At 38.8% G+C, this 20,241-nt stretch carries 24 protein-coding genes, 1 rRNA gene and 2 other annotated features; all 25 genes read left to right on the top strand.

Annotated features, from left to right (window positions below):
- The first annotated feature begins 7 nt into the window (after positions 1 to 7).
- A 5S ribosomal RNA gene (gene rrf, locus AC4PG0_RS07210) occupies positions 8 to 123 on the top strand.
- A gap of 144 nt (positions 124 to 267) precedes the next feature.
- Positions 268 to 726 carry a CtsR family transcriptional regulator gene (locus AC4PG0_RS07205; RefSeq protein ID WP_003760062.1) on the top strand — a complete coding sequence of 153 codons (459 nt, stop codon included), beginning with the start codon at positions 268 to 270 and terminating at the stop codon, positions 724 to 726.
- A gap of 12 nt (positions 727 to 738) precedes the next feature.
- The gene (locus tag AC4PG0_RS07200) at positions 739 to 1,257 is read left to right on the top strand and encodes a UvrB/UvrC motif-containing protein (RefSeq protein ID WP_003765052.1); all 519 of its coding nucleotides are present in this window, start codon (positions 739 to 741) and stop codon (positions 1,255 to 1,257) included.
- Positions 1,254 to 2,276, top strand: a complete 1,023-nt coding sequence (locus tag AC4PG0_RS07195) for a protein arginine kinase (RefSeq protein WP_010990301.1) — start codon at positions 1,254 to 1,256, stop codon at positions 2,274 to 2,276. Before AC4PG0_RS07200 ends, AC4PG0_RS07195 begins: the two co-directional genes overlap by 4 nt.
- Before the next feature lie 28 nt (positions 2,277 to 2,304).
- Complete coding sequence (locus AC4PG0_RS07190) at positions 2,305 to 4,767, top strand: ATP-dependent Clp protease ATP-binding subunit (protein WP_003770116.1); 2,463 nt, start codon at positions 2,305 to 2,307, stop codon at positions 4,765 to 4,767.
- A gap of 154 nt (positions 4,768 to 4,921) precedes the next feature.
- Entirely contained in the window at positions 4,922 to 6,295 is a 1,374-nt protein-coding gene (radA, locus tag AC4PG0_RS07185; protein WP_003760072.1) for a DNA repair protein RadA, read from the top strand.
- A 133-nt stretch (positions 6,296 to 6,428) separates the two neighbouring features.
- On the top strand, positions 6,429 to 7,502 hold the full coding sequence (locus tag AC4PG0_RS07180) for a PIN/TRAM domain-containing protein (RefSeq protein ID WP_003770118.1): 1,074 nt from the start codon (positions 6,429 to 6,431) through the stop codon (positions 7,500 to 7,502).
- Between the two features lie 19 nt (positions 7,503 to 7,521).
- A complete protein-coding gene (ispD, locus tag AC4PG0_RS07175) occupies positions 7,522 to 8,220 on the top strand; it encodes a 2-C-methyl-D-erythritol 4-phosphate cytidylyltransferase (RefSeq protein WP_112120235.1) in 699 nt (232 codons plus the stop codon).
- Positions 8,213 to 8,686 carry a 2-C-methyl-D-erythritol 2,4-cyclodiphosphate synthase gene (ispF, locus tag AC4PG0_RS07170; protein ID WP_003770122.1) on the top strand — a complete coding sequence of 158 codons (474 nt, stop codon included), beginning with the start codon at positions 8,213 to 8,215 and terminating at the stop codon, positions 8,684 to 8,686. The genes ispD and ispF overlap by 8 nt, the downstream gene beginning before the upstream one ends.
- Positions 8,687 to 8,704: 18 nt before the next feature.
- Complete coding sequence (gene gltX, locus AC4PG0_RS07165) at positions 8,705 to 10,180, top strand: glutamate--tRNA ligase (protein WP_492167786.1); 1,476 nt, start codon at positions 8,705 to 8,707, stop codon at positions 10,178 to 10,180.
- A gap of 102 nt (positions 10,181 to 10,282) precedes the next feature.
- Positions 10,283 to 10,508, top strand: a binding site (T-box leader).
- Between the two features lie 70 nt (positions 10,509 to 10,578).
- Complete coding sequence (epsC, locus tag AC4PG0_RS07160; protein WP_003760085.1) at positions 10,579 to 11,193, top strand: serine O-acetyltransferase EpsC; 615 nt, start codon at positions 10,579 to 10,581, stop codon at positions 11,191 to 11,193.
- A 6-nt stretch (positions 11,194 to 11,199) separates the two neighbouring features.
- Positions 11,200 to 12,615, top strand: a complete 1,416-nt coding sequence (gene cysS / locus AC4PG0_RS07155; protein WP_010990303.1) for a cysteine--tRNA ligase — start codon at positions 11,200 to 11,202, stop codon at positions 12,613 to 12,615.
- A gap of 3 nt (positions 12,616 to 12,618) precedes the next feature.
- On the top strand, positions 12,619 to 13,029 hold the full coding sequence (locus tag AC4PG0_RS07150) for a Mini-ribonuclease 3 (protein ID WP_003760089.1): 411 nt from the start codon (positions 12,619 to 12,621) through the stop codon (positions 13,027 to 13,029).
- Entirely contained in the window at positions 13,029 to 13,784 is a 756-nt protein-coding gene (gene rlmB / locus AC4PG0_RS07145) for a 23S rRNA (guanosine(2251)-2'-O)-methyltransferase RlmB (RefSeq protein WP_003724085.1), read from the top strand. The genes AC4PG0_RS07150 and rlmB overlap by 1 nt, the downstream gene beginning before the upstream one ends.
- A 2-nt stretch (positions 13,785 to 13,786) precedes the next feature.
- Entirely contained in the window at positions 13,787 to 14,299 is a 513-nt protein-coding gene (locus AC4PG0_RS07140; RefSeq protein WP_010990304.1) for an NYN domain-containing protein, read from the top strand.
- Positions 14,300 to 14,379: 80 nt separating this feature from the next.
- The gene (locus AC4PG0_RS07135) at positions 14,380 to 14,985 is read left to right on the top strand and encodes an RNA polymerase factor sigma-70 (protein ID WP_003760097.1); all 606 of its coding nucleotides are present in this window, start codon (positions 14,380 to 14,382) and stop codon (positions 14,983 to 14,985) included.
- 103 nt (positions 14,986 to 15,088) lie between these two features.
- Positions 15,089 to 15,238 carry a 50S ribosomal protein L33 gene (gene rpmG / locus AC4PG0_RS07130; protein WP_003728079.1) on the top strand — a complete coding sequence of 50 codons (150 nt, stop codon included), beginning with the start codon at positions 15,089 to 15,091 and terminating at the stop codon, positions 15,236 to 15,238.
- Between the two features lie 19 nt (positions 15,239 to 15,257).
- Positions 15,258 to 15,437 carry a preprotein translocase subunit SecE gene (gene secE / locus AC4PG0_RS07125; protein ID WP_003765079.1) on the top strand — a complete coding sequence of 60 codons (180 nt, stop codon included), beginning with the start codon at positions 15,258 to 15,260 and terminating at the stop codon, positions 15,435 to 15,437.
- A 129-nt stretch (positions 15,438 to 15,566) separates the two neighbouring features.
- Positions 15,567 to 16,100: a transcription termination/antitermination protein NusG gene (nusG, locus tag AC4PG0_RS07120; RefSeq protein ID WP_003760101.1), complete on the top strand. Its 534-nt coding sequence runs from the start codon at positions 15,567 to 15,569 to the stop codon at positions 16,098 to 16,100.
- A 54-nt stretch (positions 16,101 to 16,154) separates the two neighbouring features.
- On the top strand, positions 16,155 to 16,625 hold the full coding sequence (locus tag AC4PG0_RS07115) for an Imm63 family immunity protein (protein WP_492167787.1): 471 nt from the start codon (positions 16,155 to 16,157) through the stop codon (positions 16,623 to 16,625).
- Positions 16,626 to 16,751: 126 nt separating this feature from the next.
- The gene (gene rplK / locus AC4PG0_RS07110; RefSeq protein ID WP_003718336.1) at positions 16,752 to 17,177 is read left to right on the top strand and encodes a 50S ribosomal protein L11; all 426 of its coding nucleotides are present in this window, start codon (positions 16,752 to 16,754) and stop codon (positions 17,175 to 17,177) included.
- 39 nt (positions 17,178 to 17,216) lie between these two features.
- Complete coding sequence (gene rplA, locus AC4PG0_RS07105) at positions 17,217 to 17,906, top strand: 50S ribosomal protein L1 (RefSeq protein WP_003726838.1); 690 nt, start codon at positions 17,217 to 17,219, stop codon at positions 17,904 to 17,906.
- A gap of 48 nt (positions 17,907 to 17,954) precedes the next feature.
- Positions 17,955 to 18,098: a sequence feature (ribosomal protein L10 leader region), on the top strand.
- Between the two features lie 55 nt (positions 18,099 to 18,153).
- The gene (rplJ, locus tag AC4PG0_RS07100) at positions 18,154 to 18,654 is read left to right on the top strand and encodes a 50S ribosomal protein L10 (RefSeq protein WP_003732833.1); all 501 of its coding nucleotides are present in this window, start codon (positions 18,154 to 18,156) and stop codon (positions 18,652 to 18,654) included.
- A 78-nt stretch (positions 18,655 to 18,732) separates the two neighbouring features.
- Positions 18,733 to 19,095 (top strand): 50S ribosomal protein L7/L12, encoded by a 363-nt coding sequence (gene rplL, locus AC4PG0_RS07095; protein ID WP_003729189.1) that lies wholly within the window; start codon positions 18,733 to 18,735, stop codon positions 19,093 to 19,095.
- Between the two features lie 142 nt (positions 19,096 to 19,237).
- Positions 19,238 to 19,843, top strand: coding sequence for a class I SAM-dependent methyltransferase (locus AC4PG0_RS07090; protein ID WP_185325036.1), 606 nt, complete (start codon positions 19,238 to 19,240; stop codon positions 19,841 to 19,843).
- Positions 19,844 to 20,241: the final 398 nt, after the last annotated feature.

Genomic DNA, 20,241 nt, shown 5'->3' with positions numbered 1-20,241 from the left:
CATATTGTCTGGTAGTTATGGCGAGAAGGTCACACCCGTTCCCATCCCGAACACGGTAGTTAAGCTTCTCTGCGCCAATGGTAGTTGGGGGCTTCCCCCTGCGAGAGTAGGTCGCTGCCGGGCAATAGTAAAAGTCCTAATTATTTAGGGCTTTTTTTGTTATAAAAAGATAAATAAATTGCTAAAAGGTACAGGTATCTAGTATAATTAAAGTCAAAAATAGTCAAAGTCAGTGATTTGGAAAATATGGAAAGGAGATTCCTTATAATGAAAAATATTTCTGATATTATAGAAGCTTATTTAAAGCAAGTACTGGAGTCTAGTGAAGCAGTTGAAATTAAAAGAAGTGAAATCGCGGATAAGTTTGAATGTGTGCCTTCTCAAATCAACTATGTAATCAACACTAGATTTACAATGGAACGAGGGTATATTGTTGAAAGTAAACGTGGTGGCGGCGGATATATTCGGATCATCAAAGTGAAAATGAATGATAAGCTTCAATTATTAGAAGCTATTATATCTATGGTTCATGATAAAAAGGTATCTCAATCTTTTTCTGAAGATGTAATTTTAAGGTTACTTGAAGAAGATGTTATAACGAAGAAAGAAGCAAGACTGATGGTTGCTGCACTTGATCGTGAGGTTTTAATTTTGCCTCTGCCAGATAGAGATATTTTGCGTAGTAGGATACTCGAATCAATGTTAGTTGCTTTGAAATATGATTAAGGTGTGATGGCTATGATTTGTCAAAAGTGTGGGGAAAACAAGGCGATAATTGCGCTTCAACAGTTAAATGAAGCTGGGAAAGTGGAGTCGTTATACTTGTGCGAGAATTGTGCTACTAAGGAGGCGCTTGCTTCTGAAAAAGACCTTGTTAAAGCAATGGATACTTTTAGTGAAGTAGCTCTGGATTTTTTGACGTTATTACAAAAAGAAGAATCTGCTCAGAAAAAAGTGGTTTGTGAAAATTGCAATCTAAGCTTTGAGGAGTTTTTACAAACTAATCGGGTTGGTTGTGCGGAGTGTTATTCGGCTTTTGAGGAGCAATTAGTTCCGATTATTGGTCGAGTGCAAAATGGTTATAAAAAGCATGTTGGAAAAGTACCTGTGGAAATTGAACGTGCGGAAGATGTGCAGAATGAGATAAACCGTCTTCAAGATAAGTTGGCGGACTTAGTGAAAAATGAAGAATTTGAGGAAGCTGCAGTTATTCGTGATGAAATAAGGGCTTTGAAAGCTGGGGGTGAGGATAAATGAATGTATTTGAACCTCGGCTCAGTTCTTGGTTAGAAAATGCTGGTGATGATGATGATGTTGTCCTGAGCTCACGTATTAGACTTGCTAGAAATTTAAAAGATGAGCAGTTTCCTATTTATGACCAAAAGGAAGAGGTTGTTGATAATATCGCGGAGGTATTTGATGATAATTTCACTTTAATCAAAATGAATCAGATTTCTAAGTTGCAAAAGGCTCTTTTAGTTGAAAAGCATTTAATTAGTCCTTATATGATGAATAAAAGTGAATATGGTGCAGTTCTCTTAAATGAAGAAGAAAATGTGAGTATTATGTTAAATGAAGAAGATCATTTGCGGATACAATGCATGACACCGGGATTAAGGTTGTTTGATGCTTTAGAGGCAGCATTGCAAATTGATGGATATGTGGAAGAAAAATTAACTTATGCTTTTGATAAACAGTTTGGTTATTTAACGAGTTGTGTGACGAATATTGGAACTGGGATGAGAGCTTCTGTAATGGTGCATTTGCCAGGGCTTGTTACTACGAAAAGAATTAAAAGTGTGATTGAAGCGATTAGGAGCCTCGGTTTTGTGGTAAGAGGTATATACGGGGAAGGTAGCATGCCCGCTAGTAGTATTTTTCAAGTTTCTAATCAAGTGACTTTAGGCAAAACTGAGACGGAAATCGTGGAAGATTTAACGCAAGTCATGGAACAAATCATTATGCAAGAACGTGTGGCTAGGACTACTTTGAAGCAAAAATTTCACATTGCACTTGAAGATAGGGTTTTTAGATCATATGGTTTATTAATGAATTGTCGAATTATATCTATGCAAGAAGCTTCGGATGCTATTTCTGATATTAGACTTGGTGTGGAATTAGGGTTTTTCGAGCATATTTCTCGCCAAAAAATGAATGAATTGGTACTATTCTCGCAACCAGCTTTTTTGAGAAAAGAAGCAGGACGAGATATGGATGAATTAGAAGAGAAAGTAATACGGGCCAAAGTGATTCGCGAGATTTTGGGCGATAAATAATTAGGCTCATGATAAGGAGGAAACAACAATGATGTTTGGACGGTTTACGCAAAGAGCTCAGAAAGTACTCGCGTTGTCACAAGAAGAGGCGATGCGTTTGAATCATAGTAATTTAGGAACAGAACATATACTTCTAGGCCTTGTAAGAGAAGGCGAAGGAATTGCGGCGAAAGCTCTCTATGAACTTGGGATTAGTTCTGAAAAAGTGCAGCAAGAGGTGGAAGGCTTAATTGGTCATGGGGAAAAAGCTGTGACAACGATTCAATATACTCCTCGCGCGAAAAAAGTAATTGAACTTTCGATGGATGAGGCTCGGAAACTAGGGCATACTTACGTTGGAACAGAACATATCTTACTTGGGCTTATCCGTGAAGGAGAAGGCGTTGCAGCTCGCGTTTTAAGTAATCTAGGTATTAGTTTAAATAAAGCGCGTCAACAAGTTTTACAGCTTCTTGGGGGCGGAGATGCTACAGGTGCTGGTCGACAAACAAATACGCAGGCGACACCAACTTTAGATAGTTTGGCACGTGATTTAACGGTTATTGCTCGGGAAGAGAATTTGGACCCAGTGATTGGTCGTTCTAAGGAAATTCAACGTGTGATTGAGGTGCTTAGTCGTCGGACAAAAAATAACCCAGTTCTTATTGGTGAACCTGGTGTTGGTAAAACAGCCATTGCAGAAGGTCTAGCACAGCAAATTGTCCGCAATGAAGTACCTGAAACCTTGCGCGGAAAACGTGTTATGACGCTTGATATGGGAACTGTTGTAGCAGGTACAAAATATCGTGGTGAATTTGAAGACCGTTTGAAAAAAGTAATGGATGAAATTCGTCAAGCTGGAAATGTAATTCTATTTATTGACGAACTGCATACGTTAATTGGCGCTGGTGGAGCGGAAGGTGCGATTGATGCATCCAATATCTTGAAGCCACCTCTAGCTCGTGGTGAATTGCAATGTATTGGTGCAACAACCTTAGATGAATATCGCAAATACATTGAAAAAGATGCAGCGCTTGAAAGACGTTTCCAACCGATTAAAGTTGATGAACCGACTGTAGAAGAGTCTATCCAAATTTTACATGGGTTGCGTGATCGTTATGAAGCGCATCACCGAGTTGCGATTACGGATGAAGCTCTTGAGGCTGCTGTTCGTTTATCTGATCGCTATATTTCAGACCGTTTCTTACCTGATAAAGCGATTGATGTTATTGATGAATCTGGCTCAAAAGTTCGTTTAAAATCTTTTACAACTCCAAAAAATGTAAAAGAAATGGAAAACAATTTATCAGAATTGAAAAAAGAAAAAGATGCCGCTGTACAAGGACAAGAGTTTGAAAAAGCAGCAGCATTACGTGATAAAGAACAGAAACTCAAGAAATCATTAGAAGAAACAAAAGCAAACTGGCAAGAGAAGCAAGGTCTTGATCATAGTGAAGTAACAGAAGATATTGTTGCTGAAGTAGTTGCTAGTTGGACTGGAATTCCGGTTGCTAAACTGGCTGAAACGGAAACAAACAAACTTCTTAATATGGAAAAACTTTTACATGAGCGAGTTATTGGCCAAGATGCAGCGGTAAAAGCTGTATCTCTCGCTGTTCGCCGAGCTCGTGCAGGACTTAAAGATCCGAAACGTCCGATTGGTTCTTTCATTTTCCTTGGTCCTACTGGTGTTGGTAAAACTGAGCTTGCACGTGCGCTTGCGGAGTCCATGTTTGGTGATGAGGATTCAATGATTCGGATTGATATGTCCGAGTACATGGAGAAATTCTCAACTGCTCGTTTAGTTGGGGCTCCTCCAGGTTATGTTGGCTATGAAGAAGGCGGCCAGCTGACAGAAAAAGTTCGTCAAAAACCTTATTCTGTAGTGCTTCTAGATGAAATTGAAAAAGCACATCCTGACGTATTTAATATGCTCTTACAAGTGCTTGATGATGGTCGTTTAACTGATTCTAAAGGTCGCGTGGTTGATTTTAGAAATACAGTTATTATTATGACTTCTAATATCGGTGCTCAAGAAATGAAACAAGATAAATCCATGGGCTTTAATGTGATTGATCCACTTAAAGATCATAAAGCAATGGAACATCGTGTTTTACAAGATTTAAAACAAGCTTTCCGCCCAGAATTTATTAACCGGATTGACGAAACAATTGTATTCCATTCTCTACAAGAAAAAGAATTGAAACAAATTGTTACGCTTCTGACTTCTCAATTAACTAAACGCCTAGCTGAACGTGATATTCATGTGAAATTAACAGAAGGTGCAAAAGCTAAAATTGCCAAAGATGGTTATGACCCAGAATACGGGGCGCGTCCTTTGAAACGAGCAATTCAAAAAGAAGTAGAAGATATGCTTTCTGAAGAATTACTTCGTGGCAATATCAAGGTAGGCGATAACGTTGAAATTGGTGTGAAAGACGGAAAATTAGAAGTTAGGAAAAAAGCAGCGACTAAAAAGAAAGCTGCTCCCAAAAAAGTAAAATCGAAATAAATGATGGACCTTCCTTAAATACTTAAGGAAGGTTTTTTTCTGAATAAGGGCTAAAAAGATAGAAAGAAGCTTGAAAATACGAATTTGGCTAAAAGGCTTAACGCGAACAGATGATCTGTGGTAAAATGAAGCATATATATGGAGGGATGTAGAAATGGCTAAGGCAAAAAGGACGACCAAATTTGTGTGTCAGTCATGTGGGTATGAATCGGCAAAATGGATGGGTAAATGTCCGAATTGCAATGAGTGGAATCAGATGGTAGAGGCATTAGAGCCATCGAAAAAATCACGCTCAGCTTTTAATCATACAGGAGAACCTTCAAAGGCGACTCCAATAACTCAAATTGCAAGTGAAGAAGAAGCTCGGGTAGAAACTAATATGCCTGAATTAAATAGAGTGCTTGGTGGCGGAGTTGTTCCGGGATCTATGGTACTTGTTGGTGGCGATCCTGGTATTGGTAAATCCACGCTTTTACTACAAGTGTCGGCACAACTTACACTTACTAATAAGAAAGTATTATATATTTCCGGGGAAGAATCAATTAAGCAAACAAAACTTCGTGCGGAGCGGCTACAAGTTTCCGGTGATAATTTGTACGTTTATGCAGAAACTAATTTAGAAGCGGTTCAAGAAACAATCGACTTTGTAAAACCAGATTTTGTTGTCATTGACTCTATTCAAACTGTTTATCACCCTGATGTCACGAGTGCTGCGGGAAGTGTATCACAGGTTCGAGAATGTACGGCTGCTTTAATGCGGATCGCTAAAATGCAAAATATTGCTATTTTCATCGTTGGTCATGTGACGAAAGAAGGCGCGATTGCTGGACCGCGTTTACTTGAACATATGGTAGATACAGTGCTTTATTTTGAAGGAGAACGTCATCATGCTTATCGAATTTTACGCGCAGTAAAAAACCGTTTTGGCTCGACAAATGAGATGGGGATATTTGAGATGCGTGATATTGGTCTTGTGGAAGTTGCCAATCCATCTGAGGTGTTCTTAGAGGAACGTCTAGAAGGAGCTTCGGGATCAACAGTTGTAGCTTCGATGGAAGGGACTCGTCCTGTGCTTGTAGAGATTCAAGCACTTGTATCGCCAACCATGTTTGGGAATGCAAAACGGATGGCAACTGGAATTGATTATAATAAAGTTTCTTTGATTATGGCTGTTTTAGAAAAAAGAGTAGGTTTAATGTTACAAAATCAAGATGCTTATTTGAAGGCAGCTGGTGGAGTTAAATTGGATGAACCAGCAGTTGATTTGGCGGTAGCTGTTAGTGTGGCTTCTAGTTATCGTGATAAACCGACAAGAAGTACGGATTGTTTTATTGGAGAACTTGGTCTAACTGGTGAGATTCGCCGTGTTGCAAGAATTGAACAACGCGTACAAGAAGCTGCCAAACTAGGCTTCAAACGAATTTTTATCCCTAAAAATAATGAAGGCACTTGGAAAGTACCAAAAGACGTGCAAGTGGTTGGCGTAGAAACGATTGGAGAAGCATTGAAGAAGGCTTTACCAGACTGAAAATAAATACTTCAGCGATTCCATGAGTACTATTTGCGGTATAGTCTTTTAATAGTGTAGAATAGTGCTATATGTATGTTTGGTAATAGCCCGATTATATGTATAAATATAAAAATGGAAAGGGGGAAACTAAATGCTTACATGGGTAATTCGAGTGTGTTTTTTAATCCTTGGCGGGACTACGGGAGTCTTTTCACTACCAGCACTATGGGTGAAACTTGGGATAGGACACATTTTGCTAATTAACAATCCTTATACTGATGCTTTGATTGGTGCACTTATATTTTATCTTATTACTTTCTGGGCGGTGAAATATGTAGAAGCCGCACTTAATTGGTTGGAGGAAAAATTAGCTAAAATTGCTATTGCAACGCTTATTTACGGGGGGTTAGGTTTATTTGTTGGTTTAGTTATTGCGTTTTTCGCGAGCAATGCTTTAAGTCAAACAAATATACCGCTTTTAAATTCGGTAGTACCAGTTATTTTAACGTTAGTACTAGGTTATTTAGGGTTCCGTATTGGAATTAGTCGTCGCAATGAATTTGGGAATTTTGTTAACAACAGAAATGCGAAGAAGAAAACGCCAGAAGAAGAGCAAACCGAGGAGAAATCTAAGAAAACCTATAAAATCTTGGATACGAGTGTTATTATTGATGGTCGTATTGCTGATATTTTAGCTACTGGATTTTTAGATGGAACGGTTGTTATACCACTCTTTGTATTAGCTGAGCTTCAACACATCGCTGACTCTTCTGATACTTTAAAACGGACAAGAGGTCGACGCGGATTAGATATTTTAAATCGAATTCAAAAAGAAGACTCTATCCAAGTGGAAATGTATGAAGGTGACTTTGAGGATACGCCAGAAGTGGACAGCAAACTTGTAAAACTTGCTAAAGTAATGGGCGGGATTGTCGTAACCAATGATTATAATTTAAACAAAGTATGCGAATTTCAAAATGTACCTGTTTTAAATATTAATGATTTGGCAAATGCAGTAAAACCTGTTGTATTACCAGGTGAGAAAATGACTGTTCTTATGGTGAAAGATGGTAAGGAGCATAATCAAGGCGTTGCATATTTAGATGATGGAACGATGATTGTTGTAGAAGATGGGCGTAAATTTATTAATGAAACCATTCAAGTAGAAGTAACAAGTGTGCTTCAAACGTCAGCAGGAAGAATGATTTTTGCTAAACCATCCTGATTGGAAGGAGTAAACAAGCATGAATTATGAGCTGATTTTTTTAGCAGCAGGACAAGGCAAACGTATGAACGCGGAAAAAAATAAAATGTGGCTGGATTTAGTTGGTGAACCAATTTTCATTCATGCCCTGCGTCCTTTTTTGGCGGATAATCGTTGCTCGAAGGTGATTGTCGTGTGCCAAGAAACGGAAAGAAAACATGTGAGAAAGTTGATGCAACAACTTGATGTTGCAGAAGATAGAGTCGAGGTCGTAAAAGGCGGAAGTGAGCGTCAGTATAGTGTAGCTGCTGGACTTGAATGTTGTGGTTTAGAGAGCGTAGTACTTGTGCATGACGGAGCTAGGCCTTTTGTGACGCTAGATATTATTGATCGTCTGTTATTAGGTGTGAAACAAAATAAAGCTGCTATTTGTGCTGTTCAAGTGAAAGATACTGTAAAGCGAGTTATTCACGATGTTGTAAAGGAAACAGTTGATCGTGATAATCTCTGGCAGGTTCAAACGCCACAAGCTTTTGAATTACACATTTTACAAAAGGCACATCGTCTCGCAAAAAAAGACCAATTTCTAGGAACTGATGAAGCTAGTTTGGTCGAGCGGATTCCATACCCTGTTGCTATTGTCCAAGGAAGCTATTATAATATAAAGCTGACAACTCCTGAAGATATGCCACTTGCAAAGGCGATTTTAGGAGAACTTGGAGGGAAAGTAAATGATTAGGATTGGCCAAGGATATGACGTACATAAACTTGATTATGACCGTGAACTGATTATTGGCGGGATTAAGATTCCATACGAAAAAGGTTTGCTAGGTCATAGTGATGCCGACGTACTTCTTCATGCTATTACAGATGCAATCATTGGTGCAATTGGTGCTTTAGATATTGGTCATTTTTTCCCGGATACGGATATGGCTTATAAAGATGCGGATTCAGCAGAGCTACTTGCGGAAATTTGGCGACAGGTGGAAGCAGAGGGGTTCAAGCTTGGGAATTTAGATGCGACTATTATCGCTGAAAAACCGAAAATGGCTCCTTATGTAGAGTTGATGAAACGCCGGATTGCTGAGTTACTTCATGCAGAACCATCCCAAGTAAATGTAAAAGCAACCACGACGGAGAAATTAGGATTTACAGGTAGAGAAGAAGGAATCGCTAGTTTAGCGGTAGTCTTACTTGAAAAATAATTAAAGGAGTGAATAATTGTGAGTGAAACAAAACGAGTACGTGTTCGTTATGCGCCGAGTCCAACTGGATTTTTGCATATTGGGAATGCGCGTACTGCCTTATTTAACTATTTATTTGCAAGACATAACGATGGAGACTTTATTATTCGAATTGAAGATACGGATGCGAAACGTAACGTAGCTGATGGCGAAGAAAGTCAAATGAAAAACCTAAAATGGCTAGGTATGGACTGGGATGAAGGTGTTGATGTTCCTGGGAAATATGGTCCTTACCGTCAATCAGAACGTCAATCAATTTATGAACCACTAATTCAACAACTTTTAGATAAAGGCTTGGCGTATAAATGTTATTGTACGGAAGAAGAATTAGAAGCAGAACGTGAAAAACAAAAAGCAAATGGTGAGATGCCGCGTTATAGCGGGAAATGCCGTCATTTAACAAAAGAGCAACAAGCAGAAAAAGAAGCACAAGGTTTTAAACCAAGTATTCGTTTCAAAGTACCAGCTAATGAAACAATTACTTTTAACGATATGGTTAAAGATGATGTTTCTTTTGAATCGAATGGTATTGGTGATTTTGTTATTGCGAAAAAAGATGGAATTCCTACTTATAATTTTGCTGTAGCAGTGGACGATCATTTAATGGAAATCTCGCATGTTCTTCGTGGTGATGACCATATTTCGAATACACCAAAACAAATTTTAATTTATAATGCTTTTGGCTGGGAACCTCCAATTTTCGGTCATATGACACTTATTGTGAATGAAAGCAGACGTAAATTAAGTAAACGTGACGGTTCGATTATTCAATTTATCGAGCAGTATCGTGACCTTGGATATTTACCAGAAGCGTTATTTAACTTTATTGCAATGCTTGGTTGGTCTCCTGAAGGGGAAGAAGAAATTTTCTCTAAAGAAGAATTTATTAAAATGTTTGATCCGAAGCGTTTATCTAAATCACCAGCATTGTTCGATAATATTAAATTGACTTGGGTTAATAACCAATATGTGAAAAAATTACCGCTAAATGATGTAGTAGAACTTTCTTTACCGCATTTACAAAAAGCCGGTGTTGTATCTGCTGATTTAGATCAAGCAGAACTTGACTGGGTGCACAAATTAGTTTCGCTTTATCACGAGCAAATGAGTTATGGTGCTGAAATTGTGCCACTTTCAGAAATGTTTTTCGCTGATGCTGAATCGATTACTTTTGACGAAGAAGAAAAGGCTGTCCTTGCCGAAGAAACAGTGCCGACAGTTATTTCTGCCTTCAAAAAAGAATTAGAAGCGCTAGATGTACTTGAAGCGGCGGAAGTAAAAGCTGCCATCAAACGTGTTCAAAAAGAAACTGGCGTAAAAGGTAAAGGTTTATTTATGCCAATTCGTATCGTGACAACTGGCGAAATGCATGGTCCTGAATTGCCACTTGCAATCGAAGTTCTTGGTCTTGAAAAAGTACTAAATCGTTTAGATACATGGTTGCAAAATAATTAATTTTAAATAAAAGTGCCTCGGCTATTTACGGGGCACTTTTTTATTTTGATATATTTCAGTTGCAAGGAATTTTATTGCTGTTATAATAGAACTAAATATACGGAAAAAGTGCTGATGGGAAGAAGTACGGAATTCTAAGCTTAAAGAGAGAGTCGCCGCGGCTGGAAGCGACTTAGCTGAACACTCCTGAAATGCCTCCCTGAATTCTGATGGGAAATTTAGTATCGTCAGACGAAATGTGGGTCGTTACCCCCACCCCTAGAGTTGGAGTATCTGCTAAAATTAGCAATACTCAAGTCAGAGTGGAACCGCGCAAAGCGTCTCTGTATTAGAGGGGCTTTTTTTGTTGGCGTAGGTTCAATGAAAAAATGTACGAACTTGAATAAGGAGGCAACAAAATGCCAACTCGCTTAAAAGAAGATATTGCAACAATTATAAAGAATGACCCTGCGACGAAGACTTTTTTTGATGCTTTTTTAACGAATCCGGGATTGCACGCACTTTGGTGGCATCGTGTGGCCAACTTTTTTTATCGTCACAAAATGGTTTTGTTTGGAAAAGTATTATCGCAGACTGCTCGTTTCTGGACTAATATAGAAATTCATCCCGGCGCAACAATTGGTAGAAGGCTTTTTATAGATCACGGTGCAGGGATTGTCATTGGAGAAACTGCTGAAATTGGTGATGATGTTACGATATTTCACGGAGTTACGCTTGGTGGAACCGGGAAAGACTGCGGGAAACGCCATCCAACGGTCGGTGATAGAGCGCTTGTTTCAGCGGGAGCCAAAGTACTTGGACCAGTTGATATTGGAGCAGATGCGCGAATTGGTGCGGGTGCGGTTGTTTTAAAAGACGTACCACCCGGCGCAACTGTTGTCGGTATTCCAGCTAAAGTTGTTCGGCTTAATGGGCGCACGGTAGGGCACGCGGTTCCTAAAATGGATGAACTGACGTTACGAATTGCAGAATTAGAAAATATAGTAGAAAAACTTTTGAAGGAAAAGGAGTAGATCTGATTGTCGATACAAATTTTTAATACGTTAAAACGAGAGAAAGAGCCTTTTAAACCACTCAAAGATGGCGAAGTGAAAATGTATGTTTGCGGACCAACTGTGTACAACTACATTCATATCGGAAATGCGCGGCCAATTATTGTTTTCGATACAGTTCGACGTTATTTTACGTACCGTGGCTACGATGTGAAATTCGTGTCTAATTTTACGGATGTGGATGATAAATTGATTCGTGCGGCAAATGAGTTGAAATTGACGGTTCCTGAAGTGGCGGATCGTTTTATTGGGGCTTACTTTGATGATGTGGATCAACTGAATGTGGCGAAAGCGACTGTGAATCCGCGTGTAACAGAAAATATGGATGAAATTATTCAATTAATCAGCACCCTAATCGAAAAAGGTTATGCTTATGAGTCAGCTGGCGATGTATATTTCCGTACGAAAAAATTCAAAGATTACGGGAAACTATCTGGGCAAGAATTATCGGAACTACAACACGGAGCGCGGGTTGAATATAATGAGCGCAAACAAGATGAACTTGATTTCACACTTTGGAAAGCTGCTAAACCGGGTGAAATTTTCTGGGAAAGTCCGTTTGGAAATGGTCGTCCTGGTTGGCACATAGAATGCTCGGCGCTTGCGAAAAAATATCTTGGTGACACGATTGATATTCATGCGGGCGGGCAAGATTTAGTATTTCCTCACCATGAGGATGAGATTGCTCAATCCGAAGCGGCGACTGGAAAAACGTTCGCAAAATACTGGATGCACAATGCCTTTTTAAATATTGACGGGGAAAAAATGTCTAAATCGCTTGGGAATTTTATTACGCTTCATGATGTGCTAAAAGACAATGATCCAAATGTGATTCGCTTCTTCATGTTGTCCGTGCATTACCGTAAGCCGATTACATTAAATGATGCTATTTTAGAAGATGCAAAAAATGGCTTAGAGCGTTTAATGATTGCCTATCAAAACATTGACCACCGTATTCAAACAGATGACGGGGAATACGTGGAAGAAACCCACGAAGATGAATGGTTGGAGCAACTGACAGAATTAAAACAAGCATTTGAAGATGATATGGATGATGATTTTAATACTGCCAATGCGATTACTACTTTCCATGAGCTTGCGAAACGAGCGAATATTTATCTTTCAAAAGAAACAGTTTCCATTAATGTTTTGCGTGAATTTTTAAGTATGATGCGTTTATTTGCAGAAGTACTAGGTTTGAAATTAGAAAATACGCAAACTGATTCACTGGATGATAGCGAAGTAGAAGCATTAATTGAAGAGCGTCTGCAAGCGAGAAATGAACGTAATTTTGCACGAGCTGACGAAATTCGTGACATTTTAAAAGAAAAAGATATTATTTTGGAAGATACTGCGCAAGGTACGCGGTTTAGACGGGGGTAAATCATGGCAGAAGTGAAAGACTACAAGCAACTTAATGGCCTCGCGCTTGCCTACATGGGCGATGCGGTGTACGAGAAATTTATCCGCGAATATTTACTTGCTGCTGGTAAAACAAAACCGAATCAACTGCATAAAACTGCGACAAAATTCGTTTCTGCAAAAGGGCAAGCTGTGGCGCTTAAAGCGATGATTGCAGAAGGTTTTTTGACAGATGAAGAGGATCGGATTGCCAAACGTGGCCGAAATGCCAAATCTTATACAATACCAAAAAATACAGATCCTGGAACGTATAGCATGTCTACTTCTTTTGAAGCTGTACTTGGTTATCTTTATTTAGCGGGTGACATGGAACGACTTCAAGAATGGATGGAAAAAGCGCTAGAAATAGTAGAAAAAGGAGTGGAAAATAACTAATGGAACAAGAAAATGAGCAAGAGTGGATTGGTGGGAGAAATCCTGTCCTTGAAGTATTACGATCTGATAGAGATATTCACAAAATCTATGTACAAGAAGGTTCGCAAAAAGGCGTTTTAAAACAAGTATTAACTTTAGCAAAAGAACGTAAAATTCAAGTTCAATTTGTACCAAAACAAAAAATTGAGAAGGTTGTAAGTGGCGCACATCAAGGGGTTGCAGCTCAAGTCGCGGCCTATCAATATGCTGAACTAGATGATTTATTTGCAGCAGCTGAAGCAAAAGACGAAATGCCGTTTTTCATTATTCTTGATGAGTTAGAAGATCCGCATAATTTAGGATCTATTATGCGTACGGCAGATTCTGTTGGTGCGCACGGGATTATTATTCCGAAACGCCGCTCTGTTGGCTTAACTCAAACGGTAGCTAAAGCTAGTACTGGTGCGATGGAGTATGTTCCAGTGGTGCGCGTGACGAATATGGTGCGGACAATGGAAGAATTACAAAAACGGGGACTATGGATTTTTGGAACCGATGCGAAAGGTAGTAGCGATTACCGGACAATGGATGTGGATATGCCGCTTGCTATTGTTATTGGAAGTGAAGGATTCGGAATGAGCCGCTTAGTCCGTGAAAAATGTGATTTCCTTGTTCATTTACCAATGCGCGGAAAAGTGACATCACTTAATGCCTCTGTTGCTGCAAGTTTGTTACTTTATGAAGTTTATCGGAAACGTTTCCCACTGGAGAAATAATGATGGAACAAATTCTGCTTGTTGACGGGTATAATGTGATTGGAGCTTGGCCAGAATTGAGTTTCTTAAAAGATCGCGATTTGGAAGCGGCGAGAGATAAGCTAATTGAGTGGATGGCGGAGTACCAAAGCTATACGGGATACCGAGTTGTAGTTGTATTTGATGCGCAGTTTGTTCGTGGAGTAAAGCGAAAAAGCAAGAAGCATCAAGTTGAGGTAGTGTTTACGCATGAAGATGAAACGGCAGACGAATATATTGAGCAAAAAGCAATTGAATGGAAAAATGCGCGGACGCAAATTATTGTAGCGACATCTGATTATACAGAACAGTGGGCTATTTTTGGACAAGGTGCGCTTCGGATTTCTTCACGTGAACTACTTTTTGAAATTCAAGAAATGAGTAAACAAATCGGACAGAAAATCAAACGAATTCAGGAAAAAATGCCAAAATCAAACCTCAATCTAGATTCTGATATTATTTCCCAGCTTGAAAAGTGGAGAAGAGGCGAGGAATAAGGGATTGACGGGCTGTTTCTGACTATGTATAATGAAGCAACCAAAGAAGAAATCCTGTCGAAAAGGAGCCGATTAGCCTAGTGGAGAATTCAGTAAATCAAGAAGAAATGGCGATGCTTGAACTAGCTAGAAGCGGTGATACGGACGCGTTAGAGTATTTTTTCAGTAGGTATCAGTCGGTTATTTACTGGAAATCGACGCAATATTTTTTACAAGGTGCAGAGCGAGATGATTTAATCCAAGAAGCAATGATTGGGCTTTTCAAAGCAATTCGTGATTACGATGAGTCAAAAGAAGCCTCGTTCCGTTCTTTTGCGGAAATGTGTATAAATAGGCAACTTCTTTCGGCGGTGAAGCGGGCATCTAGGCAGAAGAATATCCCTTTAAACAATTCAGTTTCGCTCGACACACCAATGGCTGAAGATGATGTAGACTGGACTTTACTAGATGTCATTTCCGAAAAAGCGGCCGAAACCCCAGAAGATTTTCTAATTAAAAATGAAGATTTAACACATGTAGCGCGTCAACTTGAACAAGTCACAAGCGAATTTGAAAAAGAAGTATTAAAACAATATTTAGAAGGCAAAAGCTATCAAGAAATGGCGCTTTTCTTCAATAAAAAAGAGAAAGCTATCGATAATGCATTGCAACGAGTAAAAAAGAAAATGATGAAGCAGTTTGAATGAAAAAATAATTGACTAGCCAAGAGCCAAGTGTTATATTTATATGGATGAAATGTGCCTACTTTTTGGCATGGCATATTTAATGATTGCGGAGTTGAGATAATTTATGAAGAAGAAAACATCCCTCGCTTGTTCTGAGTGTGGTTCAAGAAACTATACAGTCAATGTTAGCGGGACGCAGAAAGAAACTCGCTTAGAAGTGAAGAAATTCTGTCGACACTGCAATAAACATACATTACATCGAGAAACAAAATAGACGATATGGAGGTTTTGGTATGTCTGCAATAGCAAGATTCTTTCGGAACGTTTCATCCGAAATGCATAAAGTTACATGGCCAACTAGAAAAGAACTTTTAACATACACAGTAACAGTAGTTATTACAGTTATTTTATTTGCTTTATTCTTTATGTTAATTGATTTTGGTATCGAACAAATTATTAAACTTATCGTGTAGTGCTAGGAATTTTACAAAGATAATGATATACTATTACTTGAGACAAAACCCGTACAACTTTCGGGTTTTTTATTTTGGATTATACTAAAAGGAGGATGGCGGCAAAATAGGATTGCTGCCAACTAAACAATGGAAAAAAATTGGTATGTAGTTCATACTTACTCCGGTTATGAAAATAAAGTCAAAGCAAACCTAGAAAAACGTGTAGAATCAATGGGCATGTCAGATAAAATTTTCCGAGTTATTGTACCGGAAGAAGAAGAAACAGAAGTAAAAAATGGTAAAACAAAAACAATCAAACGTAAAGTTTTCCCAGGTTATGTATTAGTAGAAATCGTTATGACAGATGATTCTTGGTATGTCGTGCGTAATACTCCAGGAGTTACTGGATTTGTTGGTTCTTCAGGTTCTGGCTCGAAACCAACACCATTACTTCCAGAAGAAGCAGATCGTATTCTGAAAAGCATGGGTATGGTCGAAAAACGCGCTGAAGCTGACTTTGAAATCGGTGAAACAGTTATGGTCAAAGAAGGGCCATTCGCTGACTTCTCTGGTAAAGTGGATGAAATGGACAACGACAAAGGTAAAGCGAAAGTCATGGTTAACATGTTCGGTCGTGAAACTCCAGTCGAAGTGGATTTCAACCAAATCGAAAAACTTTAAAACTTACAACCTCTACATTATTTGTGGAGGTTGTTTTGTTAAGGAGGCGAACAAATGGACAAGGCTAAGCAGATATATTTGGATTTTAAACGAGAAGCTATATTTTTAGACCTCGATTTCCCTTTATTCTTAGGTAATGGTCCAGGGTGCGGTGAACTTTGTATGGATTATAGCGAACAAGATGGCTATATGCTTTACAGTTATGAACGCGGCGAACGAAACAGTGAATTCAAAACAACAGATTTTGAAGAGTTTAAATATGAAGTTTTCCTGCATATTTGTTGGTATATGGGGATGGAATTTGAACTGCGCCATCGTAAAGAAGACATCAAACGCGACGATAACATCCTTGAAACGGATACCCGTAAAATCGCTTTTGAAAAAACATTGCAGTTATTAAAAACAGTAAACCCAGCTTGGATTGATAAGGCTGCGCAAGGTTACACAGCGTATTTGAACTTATGGCGGAAAAACCAAAACGTCTATTTCGATAAAACGACCATGGAATTCAAAGTAAATCTCTAAAAAAATCTTGCAACGAAACGTTTAAGATGGTATCATATATAAGTACGTTTTTGGCGTATGTTTTAACGTGGGAGGGGAAATATCAGCCCCAGTCAACCACATCACGGACTTAAGGAGGTATGTCTCGTGGCAAAAAAAGTGATTAAAGAAGTTAAACTTCAAATTCCAGCAGGTAAAGCAAATCCTGCACCTCCAGTTGGACCTGCATTAGGTCAAGCTGGCGTAAACATCATGGGATTCTGTAAAGAGTTTAATGCTCGCACAGCCGATCAAGCTGGTCTTATTATTCCTGTTGTGATCACTGTATTTGAAGACCGTTCGTTTACGTTCATCACTAAAACTCCACCAGCAGCTGTATTACTTAAAAAAGCAGCTAAAGTGGAAAAAGGATCCGGTGAACCAAACAAAACAAAAGTTGCATCTGTAACTCGCGCTCAAGTACAGGAAATTGCTGAAACAAAAATGCCAGACCTTAACGCTGCAAATGTTGAATCTGCAATGCTAATGGTTGAAGGTACTGCACGTTCTATGGGTATCACTATCCAAGACTAATCGTGTGTTTCACAATTTGACAATTAAGGAGGAAAAGAAATGGCTAAGAAAGGCAAAAAGTATCAAGATGCTTTAAAACAAATTGATGCAAACAAAGTTTACACTGCAGAAGAAGCAGTAGAACTTGCTAAAAAAATTGACTTCGCTAAATTCGATGCAACTGTTGAAGTAGCATTCCGTCTTGGCGTTGACCCTAAAAAAGCGGACCAACAAATCCGTGGTGCTGTTGTATTACCAAACGGTACTGGTAAAACTCAACGCGTATTAGTATTCGCAAAAGGTGAAAAAGCTAAAGAAGCTGAGGCTGCTGGAGCTGATTACGTTGGTGAATCTGAATTCGTTGAAAAAATCAACCAAGGTTGGTTTGAATTTGACGTTATCGTTGCTACACCTGACATGATGGGTGAAGTTGGTAAATTAGGCCGTGTCCTTGGACCAAAAGGTTTAATGCCAAACCCTAAAACTGGTACAGTAACTATGGACGTAACTAAAGCAGTAAACGAAATTAAAGCTGGTAAAGTAGAATACCGTGTTGATAAAGCTGGTAACGTCCACGCTGCAATCGGTAAAGTATCTTTTGATGCTGCTAAACTAGTAGAAAACTTCCGTACTGTGAATGACGTTCTACAAAAAGCAAAACCTGCTGCTGCGAAAGGTACTTACGTGAAAAATCTTTCCGTAACAACTACTTTCGGACCTGGAATCAAAGTCGACCCAGCTAGCTTATAAAATTTAACTTGACCAGCCCCTTGTCTTTTGATAAGATAGGCTAGTTGAAACAATCAAATATCCTTACCGTAGACAGTTGGCGCGTTTATCGCTTAAATATGCCACCCGAGGGATTTCTTTTGAAGTGTGCGTTCGCGCGCATTTCACAAAAACCTCTGGCGTCTACGGTGTCAGAGGTTTTTTGTTGCTGATCAAACGGAACTAGTGTCTGTTTAATTAGATTTAATTGTTGGACGGAGGTGGAAAAATGAGTAAAGTTCTTGAAGCTAAACAAAGTGCAGTTGAAGAAATTAAAACTAAATTATCAGCTAGTGCGTCTACAGTAATTGTTGATTACCGCGGCTTAAACGTTGGCGAAATCACTGACTTACGTAAACAATTGCGTGATGCTGGTATTGAATTTAAAGTCTACAAAAACTCACTAACTCGCCGTGCTGTTGAAGCTAACGGTTACGAAGGTTTAGAAGGAGCTCTAACTGGTCCTAACGCAATCGCATTCAGTAATGAAGACGTAGTTGCGCCTGCGAAAATCCTTAACGATTTCGCTAAAGATCACGAAGCACTAGAAATCAAAGCCGGTGTTATTGAAGGTAAAGTTGCTTCTCTTGAAGAAATTAAAGCACTTGCAACACTTCCATCACGCGAAGGATTGCTATCTATGCTTTGCAACGTACTTCAAGCTCCAGTTCGCGGTCTTGCTATCGCTACTAAAGCTGTTGCTGACCAAAAAGAAGGACAAGAAGCATAATCTGTTCTACCCAGGGGAAACCCTACAAACAAATCTCGGTTAAATCCGAAAAAATTATATTATTGGAGGAATTTCAAAATGGCTTTAAACATTGAAGAAATCATTGCTTCCGTAAAAGAAGCATCTGTATTAGAACTTAACGATTTAGTAAAAGCAATCGAAGAAGAATTTGGCGTAACTGCTGCTGCTCCTGTAGCTGTAGCTGCTGCTGGTGGCGGTGCTGCTGAGCAAACTGAATTCACTGTAGAACTAGCTTCTGCTGGAGATTCTAAAATCAAAGTAATCAAAGTGGTTCGTGAAATCACTGGTCTTGGCTTAAAAGAAGCTAAAGAATTAGTTGACAACGCTCCTAAAGCTCTTAAAGAAGGCGTTGCTAAAGACGAAGCTGAAGAAATCAAAGCTAAACTTGAAGAAGTTGGCGCTAACGTAGAAGTTAAGTAATTAACTTAAAGACCTTAGATACTTGTTATCTAAGGTCTTTTTTATTGCAATTAATCAAGTTTAAGATGAGTTACCAAAAATGCTACATCCGAGTAAGATTTTATGCTAAAATAGCTAGAGATACGAAAGGAAGGTGCGGTTCTTGACTAACAATCATTACTACACAAACGACGAAACAATTAAACACAACCGAAAAACATGGCAAGTGATGTTAAAAGGTTTTAATATGAGTTTTACAAGTGACAATGGCGTGTTTTCCAAAAATACGGTCGATTTTGGTTCGAAATTATTGATTGAATCTTTTGAGTTAGAAACGAAAATAGGGAAAATCTTGGATGTTGGTTGTGGTTATGGTCCGATGGGGTTAACGGTAGCGAAAGCGTTCCCTGATAGCCAAATTGAAATGGTAGATGTTAATTTGCGCGCACTGGAACTTGCGAAAGAAAATGCGGAAATCAATAAAATTACGAACACGCATATCTATGAAAGTTCGGTTTATGATAACGTAACTGCGAACGATTACCAAGCGATTATTAGTAATCCGCCAATTCGAGCAGGGAAAAGAATAGTTCACGCGATTTTAGAAGGTGCTTACGATCACTTGCGAGAAACCGGAGAACTCTGGATTGTTATTCAAAAGAAACAAGGCGGTCCATCTGCTGAAAAGAAAATGGAAGAAGTTTTCGGTAACGTTGAAACAGTGGCGAGAGATAAAGGGTATTTTATTTTTAGAAGCGTTAAAAACTAAAATTCAGGTAGTTATGGAATTTTGCAAAATACTTGAATTAATGAGTGCTAATTAAATTTCAAAACATAATGAAAAAGAAGCGGCAAATATTATAACATGTCGCTTCTTATTTTTCTAGAAAAATATTTGACATAGGTGGAGAGATGTTGTATTATAGTATAATGCCAAAAGAATCTATACCGTTTTTTTGCGCTGCATTTTATTTCAAAATATGACAAAAAATGAAGCGTTTACGCGGTTTTTGGTGCTATAAATAAACATGGATGTGGTTTTCAGAAATAGTTGATGAAATCCGCTTTCTTTTTGTCTAAAGCAGCAATTTTTTCTTTTTGAAGTTCCACTTGATTTCGACCTAGGTTTTGTCTGATTGCGATTATGCGAATCAGATGTACACAAGG

Source organism: Listeria sp. MAN/IMW/UF464, assembly GCF_058683955.1.
This window is presented reverse-complemented; position numbering and strand designations above follow the sequence as displayed.

Bases quoted from the DNA above. Each gene is read 5' to 3' on its own strand.
- AC4PG0_RS07205 (WP_003760062.1), top strand. From the start codon at position 268: ATGAAAAATATTTCTGATATTATAGAAGCTTATTTAAAGCAAGTACTG.
- AC4PG0_RS07200 (WP_003765052.1), top strand. From the start codon at position 739: ATGATTTGTCAAAAGTGTGGGGAAAACAAGGCGATAATTGCGCTTCAA.
- AC4PG0_RS07195 (WP_010990301.1), top strand. From the start codon at position 1,254: ATGAATGTATTTGAACCTCGGCTCAGTTCTTGGTTAGAAAATGCTGGT.
- AC4PG0_RS07190 (WP_003770116.1), top strand. From the start codon at position 2,305: ATGATGTTTGGACGGTTTACGCAAAGAGCTCAGAAAGTACTCGCGTTG.
- radA (WP_003760072.1), top strand. From the start codon at position 4,922: ATGGCTAAGGCAAAAAGGACGACCAAATTTGTGTGTCAGTCATGTGGG.
- AC4PG0_RS07180 (WP_003770118.1), top strand. From the start codon at position 6,429: ATGCTTACATGGGTAATTCGAGTGTGTTTTTTAATCCTTGGCGGGACT.
- ispD (WP_112120235.1), top strand. From the start codon at position 7,522: ATGAATTATGAGCTGATTTTTTTAGCAGCAGGACAAGGCAAACGTATG.
- ispF (WP_003770122.1), top strand. From the start codon at position 8,213: ATGATTAGGATTGGCCAAGGATATGACGTACATAAACTTGATTATGAC.
- epsC (WP_003760085.1), top strand. From the start codon at position 10,579: ATGCCAACTCGCTTAAAAGAAGATATTGCAACAATTATAAAGAATGAC.
- AC4PG0_RS07150 (WP_003760089.1), top strand. From the start codon at position 12,619: ATGGCAGAAGTGAAAGACTACAAGCAACTTAATGGCCTCGCGCTTGCC.
- rlmB (WP_003724085.1), top strand. From the start codon at position 13,029: ATGGAACAAGAAAATGAGCAAGAGTGGATTGGTGGGAGAAATCCTGTC.
- AC4PG0_RS07140 (WP_010990304.1), top strand. From the start codon at position 13,787: ATGGAACAAATTCTGCTTGTTGACGGGTATAATGTGATTGGAGCTTGG.
- rpmG (WP_003728079.1), top strand. From the start codon at position 15,089: ATGAAGAAGAAAACATCCCTCGCTTGTTCTGAGTGTGGTTCAAGAAAC.
- secE (WP_003765079.1), top strand. From the start codon at position 15,258: ATGTCTGCAATAGCAAGATTCTTTCGGAACGTTTCATCCGAAATGCAT.
- nusG (WP_003760101.1), top strand. From the start codon at position 15,567: ATGGAAAAAAATTGGTATGTAGTTCATACTTACTCCGGTTATGAAAAT.
- AC4PG0_RS07115 (WP_492167787.1), top strand. From the start codon at position 16,155: ATGGACAAGGCTAAGCAGATATATTTGGATTTTAAACGAGAAGCTATA.
- rplA (WP_003726838.1), top strand. From the start codon at position 17,217: ATGGCTAAGAAAGGCAAAAAGTATCAAGATGCTTTAAAACAAATTGAT.
- rplJ (WP_003732833.1), top strand. From the start codon at position 18,154: ATGAGTAAAGTTCTTGAAGCTAAACAAAGTGCAGTTGAAGAAATTAAA.
- rplL (WP_003729189.1), top strand. From the start codon at position 18,733: ATGGCTTTAAACATTGAAGAAATCATTGCTTCCGTAAAAGAAGCATCT.